This window comes from Paraburkholderia bannensis (genome assembly GCF_014200455.1).
Taxonomy (GTDB): Bacteria; Pseudomonadota; Gammaproteobacteria; order Burkholderiales; family Burkholderiaceae; genus Paraburkholderia; species Paraburkholderia bannensis_A.
Window position 1 is genome coordinate 119471 of sequence record NZ_JACHBW010000019.1, and the last position, 13479, is coordinate 132949.

The 13479-nt window shown below is 64.7% G+C and carries 11 protein-coding genes; 8 read left to right on the plus strand and 3 right to left on the minus strand.

The window, feature by feature from the left end; translation table 11 throughout:
- Positions 1-192: 192 nt before the first annotated feature.
- Positions 193-1518, minus strand: a complete 1326-nt coding sequence (locus F4827_RS27605; protein WP_183730042.1) for an FAD-binding oxidoreductase — start codon at positions 1516-1518, stop codon at positions 193-195.
- On the opposite strand from F4827_RS27605, the gene F4827_RS27610 reads away from it, so the two are divergent.
- The 7 genes from F4827_RS27610 to F4827_RS27640 all read left to right on the plus strand — a co-directional run bounded on the left by F4827_RS27610 (position 1445) and on the right by F4827_RS27640 (position 10105).
- Positions 1445-2467 carry a TetR/AcrR family transcriptional regulator gene (locus tag F4827_RS27610; protein WP_311735606.1) on the plus strand — a complete coding sequence of 341 codons (1023 nt, stop codon included), beginning with the start codon at positions 1445-1447 and terminating at the stop codon, positions 2465-2467. The two genes, F4827_RS27605 and F4827_RS27610, sit on opposite strands and share 74 nt — an antisense overlap.
- A 358-nt stretch (positions 2468-2825) precedes the next feature.
- A complete protein-coding gene (locus F4827_RS27615) occupies positions 2826-4463 on the plus strand; it encodes a peptide ABC transporter substrate-binding protein (protein WP_183730046.1) in 1638 nt (545 codons plus the stop codon).
- 1 nt (position 4464) lies between these two features.
- Positions 4465-5403, plus strand: a complete 939-nt coding sequence (locus F4827_RS27620) for an ABC transporter permease subunit (RefSeq protein ID WP_183730049.1) — start codon at positions 4465-4467, stop codon at positions 5401-5403.
- A gap of 24 nt (positions 5404-5427) precedes the next feature.
- Complete coding sequence (locus F4827_RS27625; protein ID WP_183730052.1) at positions 5428-6318, plus strand: ABC transporter permease; 891 nt, start codon at positions 5428-5430, stop codon at positions 6316-6318.
- A gap of 1 nt (position 6319) precedes the next feature.
- Positions 6320-7315, plus strand: a complete 996-nt coding sequence (locus F4827_RS27630) for an ABC transporter ATP-binding protein (protein WP_183730055.1) — start codon at positions 6320-6322, stop codon at positions 7313-7315.
- Complete coding sequence (locus tag F4827_RS27635) at positions 7312-8364, plus strand: ABC transporter ATP-binding protein (protein ID WP_183730057.1); 1053 nt, start codon at positions 7312-7314, stop codon at positions 8362-8364. The genes F4827_RS27630 and F4827_RS27635 overlap by 4 nt, the downstream gene beginning before the upstream one ends.
- A 94-nt stretch (positions 8365-8458) precedes the next feature.
- Entirely contained in the window at positions 8459-10105 is a 1647-nt protein-coding gene (locus F4827_RS27640; RefSeq protein ID WP_183730060.1) for an OprD family outer membrane porin, read from the plus strand.
- Between the two features lie 33 nt (positions 10106-10138).
- Here F4827_RS27640 and F4827_RS27645 read toward each other — a convergent pair whose 3' ends face one another.
- Complete coding sequence (locus tag F4827_RS27645; RefSeq protein WP_183730063.1) at positions 10139-11026, minus strand: LysR family transcriptional regulator; 888 nt, start codon at positions 11024-11026, stop codon at positions 10139-10141.
- Positions 11027-11131: 105 nt separating this feature from the next.
- On the opposite strand from F4827_RS27645, the gene F4827_RS27650 reads away from it, so the two are divergent.
- Complete coding sequence (locus F4827_RS27650) at positions 11132-11731, plus strand: short chain dehydrogenase (RefSeq protein ID WP_183730067.1); 600 nt, start codon at positions 11132-11134, stop codon at positions 11729-11731.
- 13 nt (positions 11732-11744) lie between these two features.
- Here the strand turns inward: F4827_RS27650 and F4827_RS27655 are convergent, their stop codons facing one another.
- Positions 11745-13247, minus strand: a complete 1503-nt coding sequence (locus F4827_RS27655) for a SulP family inorganic anion transporter (protein ID WP_183730070.1) — start codon at positions 13245-13247, stop codon at positions 11745-11747.
- Positions 13248-13479 lie beyond the last annotated feature (232 nt).

Consider the following 13479-nt stretch of genomic DNA (forward strand, 5'->3'; position numbering starts at 1 on the left):
CCTTCAGCCGCGCGCCGGAAAACGCGAGGCAAGCCTCGCCGCGAAGGATGGCGCGAGCGGATTGTAAGCGATCAATTTGCGTTCGTAACGAATTGAAATACTTCGCGGATCAAATTAGAGGGCGGTATCAGTCAAGATCGGCATGGATCTGCAAATTCAGGCCGGCGCGGCGATGCAGCCGATGGATGCCGGCTACACCTCGGCCCTGCCCGCGGCCTGCTCGCGCCTGATCGACCAGATCACGCCCAGATCGCGCAGCGGACGCGGCGGGATATAGCTGGCCGTGCCCTGAACCAGAAAATCGTCGATCAATTCGCTGCGCTCGCCGAGCGCCAGTTCCGCGATCAGCCGACCCGCCGCGGTGTGACGCACGATGCCCGAGCCGTTGCAACAGGCCGCCGCGTAGACGCGTTCGCTCACCTGGCCGAACGCGGGTGCGTGGTTGTGCGAGATGCCGAGCCAGCCCATCCAGAAGTGCTCGATCTCCAGCTCGCCCAGATGAGCGAAGCGCGCCGCCAGCAATTGCGCATGCTGGGCGCGCGCGGCGCGGCGGCGCGCCTCGTCGGTGCATAGCGTCGGCGAATATTCGAAGCCCTGCCGAATCAGCAGGCGTTTGTCGGGAGTGAGGCGCAGCGTCGATCCGGCCACGCCGTGCGCGGGCGTGATGCCCCAGCTTGCCTGCGTGCCAAGTTTCGCCTGCTGCGCGGGCGTGAGCGGCTTCGTGAGGCTCGCGAACAGCAGCATCGGAATCTGCCGGTTCTTGAACACGCCGAACGACTGCGCGAACGGATTGACCGCAAGGATCAGCTTGCCGAAACGGATGCGGCCGCGTGCCGTGCGCACATAAGGCGCGCGGCCAGCGGTCTCGATCTCGACCACGGCCGAGTGCTCGTAACGCGACACGCGGGGCGGCAGGCTGTCGGCGAGACCGCGCACCAGCGCGGCGGGATTCATCAGGCAGGTGCCGGGCGTGTAGATCGCCGAGTGGTAATAGCGCGTGCCCAGGCGCTGCGCGAGCGCGTCGCGTGTGAGCGTCTCATACGGTTCGCCCCAGGCCTCCAGATTGGCCGCGTAGCTGCCCAGCGCGCTTGCCGCTACGCCCCCGGTCACCGCCGCGTGATAACGGCCGCGGCGCTCCCAGCCGCAGTCGATGCCGTGCGCCTTGATCTGCTGTTCCAGATCCGCCATCACGAAACGGTTCACGCGGGTCGCGCGGCGGCCTTGTTCCACCGATGTCGCCGAATCTCCTGGCACATGGGGCAGGTCGATGGCGAAGCCGGAGTTGCGCCCGGAGGCGTTTTCGCCCACCGCACCGCTATCGACGAGGGCGATGGAATCGGCCTGACGTAGTTCGGCCAGCCGCCGCGCAGCCGCGATACCCGCGTAGCCGGAACCGACGATCACCCAGTCGAACGTGTGTTCGCCCTCCAGCGGCGAGGCGGGCGTGCGCGTGGGCAACAGGGCGCTCCAGCCGTTGGTGCGGTCGTCGGCGGGCAGGCGCTTGATGAGGCGAGGCATGGCGAATCCAGAAAGTGCGGTTAAGGCGCCTTGGGGCAGGGTGTGGCGGGCAGTGACGGGGTCGGACCGGTATGTCATGCGGATCGGTCTGATCGTTACGTCATCGGCACTATACAACAACAATAATTTATTATTGTTAGAACTTTACCTGGCGGTCTTCGTGGACCGCGCGCTAGGGGGCTTGTCAGAAAGCCGCCGTATTCATTATTGTTTCTGGATGACAGATCACGCGAAAACCCGGACAACGTCCCCGCACCGCGCCCGCAAGCGCGTTCCCCAGATCGAGCGCATCGAAGCCACCCAGCGCAAGATCATCGAATCGGCACAACGCCTGCTGCGCGAGGAAGGCTTCAAGAGCGCGACGCTGCAGGCCATCGCGCGGGGCGCCAAGGTCTCGCTGGGCGCGCTCCAGCATCATTTCGAGAGCCGTGACGCGCTGATGGAGCGGCTCGTCGACGAGGCGCTGGCGCCGTTGGGCGGACGGGACGGCGCGGGCAACGTGTGGCCCGACCCGGCGTGGCCCCTGCGCGAGCGTGCGCAATTTTTTGTCGAGCGGTCGTGGACGCACATCTATGGCGCGACCAGCTATGTGACGGCGTGGAGCCTGTTCTTCGGCTGCAAGGCCACGCCGTCGATCTTCAACCGCATCGACACCAAGCGCACCGTCGAGGACGAGCGCTTCTTCGGCATGTTCGTCGATGCATTTCCCGAGTTGCGCGCGCACCATCCTTATCCAAAGGGCTTTGCGGCTTCGGTATTTGCGACTTTGCGCGGCGCGGGCGTGTTCGAACTGTTCGACATTTCGATCGCCGACCGGCACGACGAATTGCAGGCGCTGGTGGAGACCATCGTGCGCGCGTGTCTGCCGGTTGCGCACGAAAGCGCCCTGACGCCGGCGAAAAAATCCTCACCATCACGCACGCGTCGCAAGAGCAGCGCTGCCGCCTGATCGCTCTCCCTGCACTGAATCTGCATAAATAGCGCGATTTAAGTCTTTGACGAAACGCAATCGTTATTCACGGCGCGAAGCGTTTCGCTTGAGGCTGTAATAACGCTTTCCGCGCGTCGTTCCGCGCCCCGCTTCCAGGCTCAAAAATAAAGATTTCTATATCAACGGCTTACGGCGGGACGTGAATCCAGGACGCACGTCCGCCTTGTTTCGCCATCAGAAAAGTCTGATTCTCGCGGCTCCTCTCCCCTGATTGACAAGCCTGGAAGCGATTCCAATAATCGCCCCCGTTCGCCTGGCGATATTCAATCGCCGTACTCAACGGCGTCCGCGAAAAAATATTTAATCAGGAGACCAGATGAACAAATCAACAAAGCGGAAAACCACACGCTTGATCGAGGCCGCTGCAATGGTCGCGCTCGTTTCGCTGTCCGCCAGATCCTCCCAGGCCGTCACCATTGAGCCCGGCACGGCGCTCGCGCCAAAGCAGGAAATCACACGGCAATTGCTGGCCGAAATCGAATCGCTGGATCCTGCCCGGATCGAATCGACCAATGCAAATCTGGTTGGTCTCGATGTTTTCGAAGGCCTCACGCGCATCGACGCCGCTGGCAATGTCGTACCGGGCGTTGCCGCCTCCTGGACTCGCATCGCGCCCGATACCTGGGTCTTCAAGCTGCGCCACGACGCGCAATGGAGCGACGGTCATCCGGTCACGGCCGCCGATTTCGTCTACGCGTGGCAGCGCGTGGCCGATCCCAAAACCGCTTCGCCCTACACGGTCACCGTCGAGTTCGTGAAGAACGCCAAGGCCGTGATCGCCGGCAAGCAGCCGTTGACAAACCTGGGCGTACGCGCAATCGATCCGTACACGCTCGAAGTGAGGACCGAAGCGCCCACGCCCTTTTTTACCGAACTCACGGCGAATTCCTCGCTCGCGCCGGTGGATCGCGCCACGGTTGCGAAGTACGGCGCGAACTGGACGCGTCCGGGCAATCTCGTCAGCAATGGGCCCTACACGCTGGCCGACTGGCGGCCGAATGACCGCATCGTGCTGGTGCGCAATCCGCATTACTGGAACAACGCTCATGTGCCGATCACCAAGGTCACGTGGATGCCGGTGGAAAGCGACGAAACGGCCATGCGCATGTTCCAGTCCGGCCAGATCGACATGACGTATCAACTGCCGACGGGCCAATATTCCCAGCTGGTGAAGACGTTTGGAGCAGAACTCAAACCCAGCCTGCAGATTGGTACGTACTACTATTCGCTCAACAATAACGATCCCGCTCTGCGCGATCCACGCGTGCGTCAGGCTTTGTCGATGGTGCTTGACCGCGATCTGCTGACGTCGAAGATCACGCAGAACGGCGAACGCCCTGTTTATGGTTTGATCGTCGATGGCACCAAGGGTGCGCAGCCGTTTATGCCCGATTGGGCTGCATGGCCGATGGCGAAGCGGGTGGAAGCCGCGCGCACGCTACTCAAAGCGGCGGGTGTTTCAGACGCGAAGCCGCTCAGCTTCACGATGATCTACAACACCAACGAACAGCACAAAAAAGTTGCACTGTTCGCGTCGAGCGAGTGGCGCACGAAGCTGGGCGTCAACGCGAAAATCGAGAACCTCGAATTCAAGGTCCTCCTCAAGCAGCGCCACGACGGCGCGTTCCAGTTGGCGCGCGATGGCTGGTATGCCGATTACAACGATGCGATGTCGTTCTTTGGCCTGATCCAGTGCGGCAGCCCGCAGAACGACCAGCGTTTCTGCAACCCCAAGGTGGACGATCAGGTCGCCCAGGCCAATCTGCAATCCGATGACGCCAAACGCCGCGAGATGCTCACGCAGGCCTTCGCGCTGGCAATGCGCGATACGCCGCTCCTGCCGCTCTATCAGTATTCGGCGGCGCGCCTCGTTAAATCGTATGTAGGCGGCTACAAGCTGACCAACAATATCGATCAGCGCGCTTCGCAGGATATGTACATCCTCAAGCACTGACATGTTCGCCTATACCCTGCGCCGCGTGTTCTGGGCCGTGCCCACCGTGCTGGCCGTCGTGACCGCCTGCTTCCTGCTGCTGCACCTCACGCCGGGCGGTCCGTTCGATACCGAAAGGGCGATGTCCGCCGCCGCGCTCGCCAATCTCAACGCGCGCTTTCACCTGGACGAGCCGTTGTGGCAGCAGTATCTGCGCTATCTCGGCGCCCTGCTGCATGGCGATCTGGGCGCGTCGTTCCGCTACGCCGACTGGTCCGTCAACGACCTCGTAAAAAAGGCGCTGCCCGTGAGTCTGGGCATCGGCGGCGTGTCGATCCCGCTGGCGGTGCTGTGCGGCGTCGCGCTCGGCACGGTGGCCGCCGTGCGCCGCAACAGCCTGGTCGATCATGCGGTGATGCTGGCTGGCAATCTTGGCAACGTGGTGCCGCCCTTCGTGCTCGGCCCCGTGCTCGTGCTGGTGTTCGCCGTGCTGCTCAAAACTCGCGACGGCAACGGCTGGCTGCCCGCCGGCGGTTGGGGCGAAGGCGAATGGTCGCATCGCGTGCTGCCGGTGGCGCTGCTCGTGATCATCAATATGGCCGCGATTGCCCGCGTGATGCGCGGCAGCCTGATCGAAGTGCTCGCGGGCAATTTCATCCGCACGGCGCGCGCCAAGGGTTTGCCGGCTCGCACGATCGTCTTGCGCCATGCGTTGCGGCCCGCGCTGATGCCGGTGGTTTCACTGCTCGGTCCGGTGTGCATCTCGTCGATCACCGCCGCAGTGGTGACCGAATCGGTGTTCGCACTGCCAGGCATCGGCCAGCTGGTCGTCAACGGTGCGGTCAACCGCGATTACACGCTCGTGCTTGGGCTGGTGGTGCTCACCACCGTCTGCGCCGTGCTGTTCAACCTGCTCGTCGATCTCGCTTATGCGTGGCTCGATCCACGCATTCGCTACTGATTTTGACGCCCTCTCCGAGTGCCCATGAAAGCCCTGTCGCCCCCCTCCAGCCAGCCGCAAACCACGGCGCCGCCACGCCGCGTCTCGCCCGCGCTTGCGCGTTTCTTGAGCCATCGCGCAGCGCCTGCGAGCCTGGCGATCCTCGCGCTGATCGCGCTGGCCTGCTTTATCGGCCCTTTACTGTTGCCGAACTCGCCCACCGACAACGACTGGAGCGCCATTAGCCTCGCGCCCACGCTACAAGGCGGCCACTGGCTCGGCACCGACGAACTGGGCCGCGACCTGCTCGCGCGCACGCTGGTGGGCGGACGCGTTTCGATCGAGGTCGGGCTGCTCGGCACGCTGGTGTCGGCGCTCGTGGGCGTTGTCTATGGCGCAAGCGCAGGCTACCTGGGCGGCCGCACGGACGCCATCCTCATGCGCATCGTCGACATGATGTACGCGATCCCCTACATGCTGATCGCAATCCTCATGGTCACGCTGTTCGGCCGCGCTTTTTCGCTCGTGATCCTGACGATTAGCGCGTTCTCGTGGCTCGACATGGCGCGTGTAGTGCGCGGGCAAACGCTGTCGCTGCGCACGCGCGAATTCGTCGATGCCGCGCGCGCCATTGGCGTGCGCCCCGCCGCGATCATCGCGCGCCATATCGTGCCGAACCTCGCAGGCATCGTCGCCATCTACGCGACGGTGACGGTGCCCGGCATCGTGCTCACCGAATCGGTGCTCTCGTTTCTCGGTCTGGGCGTGCAGGAGCCGATGACGAGTTGGGGCGTATTGATCCAGGAAGGCGCGCAAAAGCTCGACGCCATGCCCTGGCTGCTGCTCGGCCCGGCCGCGATGCTGTGTCTCACGCTCTATTGCGTGAACTTCGTTGGCGACGGGCTGCGCGATGCGCTCGATCCCAAGGAGCGTTGAGATGGCGCTGCTCGAAGTGGAGAACCTTGGCGTGCGCTTCACGCGCCGCGACGGCCCGCACGTGGATGTGGTGCAGGACGTGTCGTTCGCGCTCGACGCGGGCGGCACGCTTGGCATCGTCGGCGAATCGGGCTCGGGCAAGAGTCAAACCGTGATGGCGCTGCTCGGCCTGCTGGCATCGAACGGCCAGTCCTCTGGCCACGCGCGCCTGCGCGGCGAGGATCTACTCGCCATGAAACCCGCCGCGCTCAACCGCATTCGCGGCGACCGCATCGCCATGATTTTTCAGGACCCGATGACCTCGCTCAATCCGTTCCTCACCATCGAACGGCAGATGACCGAGGCGCTGCAACAGCATCGCGGCGTGACTCGCCAGGAGGCCCGCAACCGCGCGATCGAGGCGCTCGAACGCGTGCGCATTCCCGACGCCGCGCGCCGCATCGGCAGGTATCCGCATGAGTTTTCGGGCGGCATGCGCCAGCGCGTGCTGATCGCCGCCGCGTTGATGATGGAGCCCGATGTGCTGATCGCCGACGAACCCACCACGGCGCTCGACGTGACCGTGCAGGCGCAGATTCTCGCGCTGCTGCGCGAGATGAACCGCGAGCGTGGCACCGCCATTCTGCTCATCACCCACGACATGGGCGTGGTGGCCGAACTCTGCGACGACGTCATGGTGATGTACGCGAGCCGCGCCGTTGAAAAGGCTCGCACCGCCGCATTGTTTGCGCGGCCACAACATCCCTACACCGCCGGCTTGCTGGGTGCGCTGCCGCGCCTCGATGCGCCGGTGGGCGCGACGCTGAGCACGATCCCAGGCAATCCTCCGATGGCGGGCGCTCGCACTGCCGGTTGCGCGTTCGCGCCGCGCTGTGCCTATGCGTTCGAGCGCTGCCACATTCAGGCGCCCGTTTTGCAGGCTGAAGGTACGCGCTCGCGCGCGTGTCACCTGCCCGCCGATATCGCGCTGCAAACCGCCTCAGGAGTCTTCGCATGAGCGATGTCACGATTCCCGCCTCAAGTGATTCTCCTATTGCATCGCAATCCGAATTGCTACTCAGCGCGCGCAACCTCAGTGTCAATTTTCGCGTCGCGCGCGGCGGCTGGCCCTGGCAGAAGGCCACGCTGCGCGCCGTCAACGACGTCTCGTTCGACATACGGCGCGGCGAAACACTGGGACTAGTCGGCGAATCGGGCTGCGGCAAGTCCACGCTCGCCCGGGCATTGATCGGCCTCGCGCCGGTCGAGGCGGGCAGTGTGCGATGGCGCGGCGAGGAAACCGTGACGGGCGCCCATCGTCGTCTGGATACGCTGCGCCGCGACGCGCAGATGATTTTCCAGGACCCCTTGGCCTCGCTCGATCCGCGCATGTCGATCGGCGAGATCGTTGCCGAGCCGTTGCGCACGCACGCGCCGCATCTGGGCCGCGCGGAAATCGAACGCCGCGTGCTGACCATGCTGGAGCGCGTCGGCCTTAACGCCCAGCACGCGGCGCGGCGCGCGCATGAGTTCTCGGGCGGTCAGTGCCAGCGCGTGGGCATCGCGCGCGCGTTGATCGGCGAGCCGGGACTGGTGATCTGCGACGAACCGGTTTCCGCGCTCGACGTGTCGATCCAGGCGCAGATCGTCAATCTGCTGCGCGACCTGCAGCGCGAGCGCTCGCTCTCGCTGCTGTTCGTGGCGCACGACCTCGCGGTGGTGAAGACGATCAGCCATCGCGTAATGGTGATGTATCTGGGCCGCGTGATGGAGATTGGCGATTGCCGTGCCATCTATGACGGCGCACGTCATCCCTATACGCGCGCGCTGCTCGATGCGGTGCCCGTGCCCGATCCGGCGCTGGCTCGCGCGCGGCGTACCGCGCCATTGGGCGGCGAGATTCCTTCGCCGCTCGATCCGCCTTCGGGCTGCGCGTTTCGTACGCGCTGCACGCGCGCCACCGATAACTGCGCCGTTCGCGTACCGCCCCTGCTGCGCGGCGAGGCCGGCCAGCCGCTGGCCGCCTGCTGGCATCCGCACGGAGGGTCCGTATCACCCGTCGCCTGAAGTGCCCGCATATCCCAGGAGAGGCACGTTCAAACAGCCTGGCAATCCTTATCGATTGCCGGATTTCCAGCCACAACATAACGAGAGACCAAAGATGAAGAACCACCCCATCCACAGGAGACACGCCGTGGCGCTCGCCGCCCTTGCGCTTGCCGCGTCGCTGGGCGCGGCGGCACACGCGCAGGATTCAGGCACGAACGCGGTCACGGCAACAGCGACATCGACTGCAACAGCCGCCACTCCCGCTTCAGGAGCAGCGCGCGCCACGAAGCACAAGCGCAAGAAAAAATCCCATGCATCGCGCAGGCAAGCATCGCAAAGCGCGCCGGCCGCCGCGTCACCGGCCGTGAGCAATGTGCAGGCGCGCCCTCCCGCCACCAGCGTCGATCGGCTGATCGAGCCGAACGCGGCCGCGGCCCTCGCATCCGGCATGCCGGATGCAGCCGCCAACGACGCCGTGCGCGCCGATAATCCGCCGCGCGCGCCCTCGGCCCAATCAGACCAGGCCGCCAGCCAGGGTTTCATCGGCGACAGCCATCTCATGCTGAAACTGCGCAATTACGCCGACGTGCAGGACGTCACTGGCGGCCCGCACCGTCACGCGTGGACGCAGGGCGCGATGCTCGATTACACCTCGGGCTTCACGCAGGGACCGATCGGCTTTGGCGTGGACGCATCGCTCTATGGTGCGTTCAAGCTCGACGGCGGCCGGGGCGCGGGCAATATGGTGCACGTCGGCAAGGACGGCGACGGCCAGAACCAGTTCGCGTGGGCCTATCCCGGCATCTACGACGTGAAGGCGCAGGTCTCCAATACGGTCGTCAAGTACGGCCTGCAGATGACCGCCGATAACCCGTTTTTCGAGCCGCACGACAATCGCGCGCTGCCGCCGACTTTCCTCGGCGTGTCGATCGTGAGCAAGGACATCACCAACGTGGCGCTGCAAGGCGGCAGCTTCACCAAGGTCGATCCGCGCGGCCACACCAATCTGGTCGATCTCTCGACCTCCTATGGCGGCGTGGACTTCAAGCGCTTCAGCTACGTGGGCGGCAGTTGGGACTACAGCCCGAATGGCAATCTCTCGCTGTTCGCCAACCAGGCGGATAGCGTGTGGCGTCAGTACTATGGCTCGGTGCAGCAGAGCATCGGCGATCCCTCGACACTCAAATGGACCGGCTTCGCCAATATCTATTCGACGCATAGCGTGGGCGGCGGCCTCGAAGGGCATATCAACAACAACGCATACAGCGTGTCGCTGGCCGCGCAGCATGGGCCGCATTCGCTGCTGGTGGGCTATCAGCAGATTCTCGGCGACCAGTTCTTCGATTACGTGAACGAAACCAACGGCATTTATCTCGTCAATTCGATGGACGTGGATTACAACGCGCCGCACGAAAAGTCGTTTCAGGTGCGCTATGGCTTCGACGGCAAATACGCGGGATTGCCCGGCGCGAAAGCCATGCTCTGGTATGCGCTGGGCTGGGGTGCGAACGCCACGGCGGGTGCGGCGGCGAATGGCCCCGGCAGCGCGCTTTATGGGCTGTACTGGAAGGACGGCGAGCCGGTGCACGGCTCGCATCATGAATTCGGCTTTATTCCGTCCTACAAGATCCAGAGCGGGCGCTTCAAGGACACGACGGTTGCCTTCAGCGCCATGTGGCACCACGGTTCGAAGTATTACTCGGACCCGAGCAATATGGAGTACCGGCTGCTGGTGAGTATGCCGTTGAAGGTGTTTTGAAGCGTTGCAGAACTGGGCGCGCGCCTCGCGCGCTCACCCCAGCCACGCCCGCGCCCGCTCCTCCAGAAACCCCACGAAACTGCGTATCTTCGGCAGCGGCTGCCGGTCCTGGCGATACAGCGCATGCACTGGCCGCGCGGCCGGCGTTGCGTCCTCCAGCACGCTTACGAGGCGCCCGGCCGCGAGATCGTCCGCGACCAGGATCGCCGGCTGCAGCAGCAAGCCCGCCCCATGCAGCGCCGCCTGACGCAGCGCGAGACCGTCGTTCGAGAGGAAAGTCGTATCCGCGGGCCAGCGGTTGTCGCCCGCCAGCCGCCAGCCATTGCGCCGATCCCAGACCGAATGCCCCAGACACCGATGCGCCGCCAGTTCCTCCAGCGTGCGCGGTGTGCCATGACGCGCCAGATAGCCCGGCGAAGCGCAGATCGCCATGCGATACACCCCAACTGGCCGCGCGACCAAATTCAGATCCTCGTTCAGATCGCCGATGCGCACCGCCACGTCAAAGCCCTCGTCGACCAGATCGACCACGCTATTGCTCAAATCCAGCTCGATTCGCACCTGCGGATGCGCATTCTGGTATTCCGCCGCGAGCGGCGCGATCACGCACGCACCCAGCGTGGTCGCAGCCGTGATGCGCAGGCGTCCGCGCGGCTCGGCACGCAGGCTTTCGACCGACGCCTCGGCCAGCGCCAGTTGTTCCAGCACCTTGCGGCTCTCTTCGTAGAAGCGCCGGCCCGCGTCGGTGAGGCTCTGCGCACGGGTATTGCGTTGGAGCAGTTGTGCGCCCAGGTGCGTCTCCAGTTGCCGCACGTACTTGCCCACCATCACCGGGCTCAAGTCGAGTTCGCGCGCGGCGGCGCTGAAACTGCCGCGCTCCACGGCGCTCACGAACACCTCCATGCTGCGCAGCCGATCCATGATTGCTAACCCACAGTTTTAACTGAGCGAAATTATCGTCCATTTATTCTTTCCAGCGTCAGGCGGATAGTGACGTTTTCGCCATCCATAAACGGAGAGTTGCAGATGAAGATCATCGTGGTGGGCGCCAGCGGCGCCGTCGGGCGTGCCGTGGTCGAGACGCTCAGCGAAGGTCATACGGTCCTGACCGTGGGCCGCAACAGTGGCGATTTCCGCGCTGATATCACGCGCGACGACAGCGTCGAGGCGCTCTTCAAGGCAACCGGCAACGTGGATGCGATCGTGTCGGCGGCGGGGCATCTGCATTTTGGTCCGTTCGCGGAGATGACCACCGCGCAATTCAATCTCGGTCTGCAGGACAAACTGCTCGGGCAGGTGCGGCTGGCGTTGATCGGCCAGCATTATCTGAACGACGGCGGCTCGATCACGTTGACGAGCGGCATTGTCGGCGAGGAGCCGATTGCACAGGGCGCGAACGCCACCACCGTCAACGCGGCGCTGGAAGGCTTCGTGCGCGCTGCCGCCACGGAGCTGCGCCGCGATCGACGCATCAACGTCATCAGCCCGAGCGTGCTGACCGAATCGCTGGACGCCTACGGCCCGTTCTTCCCTGGCTTCGAAAGCGTGAGCGCAAAGCGCGCCGCGCTGGCCTATAAGCGCAGTGTCGAAGGCGTGCAGACGGGGCGGGTTTTCAAGGTGTATTAACCAGCGCGCGGCCCTAAGCCGAAACCCGCACATCAGCGTCCGCGCGCGCGAGCAGCCCGCTGCAGCGCGCGGACAGATTCGCGAACGCAACCTGCTTACCCGCACGCTCGTAACGTGCCTGCACCGCTTCGAGCGCGGCAATCGCCGCATGATCGGCGACCTGCAGATGCGCGCAATCGAGACGCACCTCGTGCGGATCGCGCGCCGGATCGAGCAGCGTCTGGAACTGCGCCGCCGACGCAAAAAACAGCGTGCCGCGCAGCGTATACACGCGCTCGCCGGAAGGCTCATCGCGCATTTCGCAGCGCAATTCGCGCGCGTGCTGCCACGCGAAATTCAGCGATGCGATCACGATGCCGCACAGCACGGCCGTCGCCAGATCGGTGCAAACGGTGATGACCGTCACGGCGACGATCACCAGCGCGTCGTTGCGCGGCACCTTGTGCAGCACGCGCAGCGAACCCCACGCAAAGGTCTGCCCCGCCACGATCAACATCACGCCCACCAGCGCCGCGAGCGGAATGCGCTCGATCAGCGGCGAGAGGCACAGGATAAAGAGCAGGATCATCACGCCGCTCGTCACGCCCGAAAGACGTCCGCGCCCGCCCGAGCCGAGATTGATGACGGTCTGGCCGATCATCGCGCACCCGCCCATCGCGCCGAACATTCCCGCAGCGATATTGGCCGCGCCCAGCGCCACGCATTCGCGATTGGGCCGGCCGCGCGAGCGGGTGACATCGTCGGTGAGGTTCAGTGTGAGCAGCGTCTCCAGCAGGCCAACGAGCGACGTCAGCACCGCATACGGCAGCACGATGCGCAGCGTTTCCAGATTCATCGGCACGGCGGGCAGGCTGAATGCGGGCAGGCCGCCCGCGATGTGCGCCATGTCGCCGAGCGTGCGCGCGGGCAAATGCAGCAGCGCCGCCGCTGCGCCCACGCCCACAATCGCCACCAGCGCAGGGGGCAGCGCTTTGGTCAGGCGCGGTATCACGAACACAATCGCCATCGTCAGCGCGACGAGACCCGCCATCAGCGCAAGCGCCTGGCCGTGCATCCATTGCATGCCGTTCGGCCCGGGCGTCTTGAAGTGCTCGAACTGGGCGCGCGCGATAATGATCGCGAGACCATTGACGAAGCCGAGCATCACCGGATGCGGGACCATGCGGATCAGCTTGCCCAGTCGCAGCGCGCCGAACAGGATCATCAGCAGGCCGCCAAGCACGACGGTGGCAAACAGGTATTGCGCGCCGTGCTGCACTACCAGCGCGACGATCACCACCGCCATCGAACCCGCCGCGCCGGAAATCATGCCGGGCCGGCCGCCGAACAGCGCCGTGATGGTGCAGATAAAAAAGGCGCCATAGAGCCCCATCAGCGGGTTCAGATGCGCAACCAGCGCGAAGGCGATGCATTCGGGCACAAGCGCGAACGACGAAGTCACACCGGCGAGCAACTCGCTGCGCACGGTTGAAAAGCGACTTGAGAAGCGGCTCAGGCCGCAACGGGCGGATTGCATGGGGCGAGTCGGTGGCAGATGAGCGTCGATGACGCGGATCGCGAGCAGGCGAAAGCGCTATGGCCTTGAGCTGACACGGCAGCGAGCGGAATCGACGGAGAAAAACGGCGGCGCGGACGGCATGAGCGATGCGTCGCGGCCTGGACGGACGAAAGCGCGGATTCTATCGGATTCCCGCGCGACGCGCCGCCCGCCTAACAGCCGCGCGAGCCGTGCGAGCGCCCAAAGTGGC

Excerpts from the sequence above, each read along its gene's own strand:
- F4827_RS27605 (WP_183730042.1), bottom strand. The coding sequence starts at position 1,518 with ATGCCTCGCCTCATCAAGCGCCTGCCCGCCGACGACCGCACCAACGGC.
- F4827_RS27615 (WP_183730046.1), top strand. The coding sequence starts at position 2,826 with ATGAACAAATCAACAAAGCGGAAAACCACACGCTTGATCGAGGCCGCT.
- F4827_RS27620 (WP_183730049.1), top strand. The coding sequence starts at position 4,465 with ATGTTCGCCTATACCCTGCGCCGCGTGTTCTGGGCCGTGCCCACCGTG.
- F4827_RS27625 (WP_183730052.1), top strand. The coding sequence starts at position 5,428 with ATGAAAGCCCTGTCGCCCCCCTCCAGCCAGCCGCAAACCACGGCGCCG.
- F4827_RS27630 (WP_183730055.1), top strand. The coding sequence starts at position 6,320 with ATGGCGCTGCTCGAAGTGGAGAACCTTGGCGTGCGCTTCACGCGCCGC.
- F4827_RS27635 (WP_183730057.1), top strand. The coding sequence starts at position 7,312 with ATGAGCGATGTCACGATTCCCGCCTCAAGTGATTCTCCTATTGCATCG.
- F4827_RS27640 (WP_183730060.1), top strand. The coding sequence starts at position 8,459 with ATGAAGAACCACCCCATCCACAGGAGACACGCCGTGGCGCTCGCCGCC.
- F4827_RS27645 (WP_183730063.1), bottom strand. The coding sequence starts at position 11,026 with ATGGATCGGCTGCGCAGCATGGAGGTGTTCGTGAGCGCCGTGGAGCGC.
- F4827_RS27650 (WP_183730067.1), top strand. The coding sequence starts at position 11,132 with ATGAAGATCATCGTGGTGGGCGCCAGCGGCGCCGTCGGGCGTGCCGTG.
- F4827_RS27655 (WP_183730070.1), bottom strand. The coding sequence starts at position 13,247 with ATGCAATCCGCCCGTTGCGGCCTGAGCCGCTTCTCAAGTCGCTTTTCA.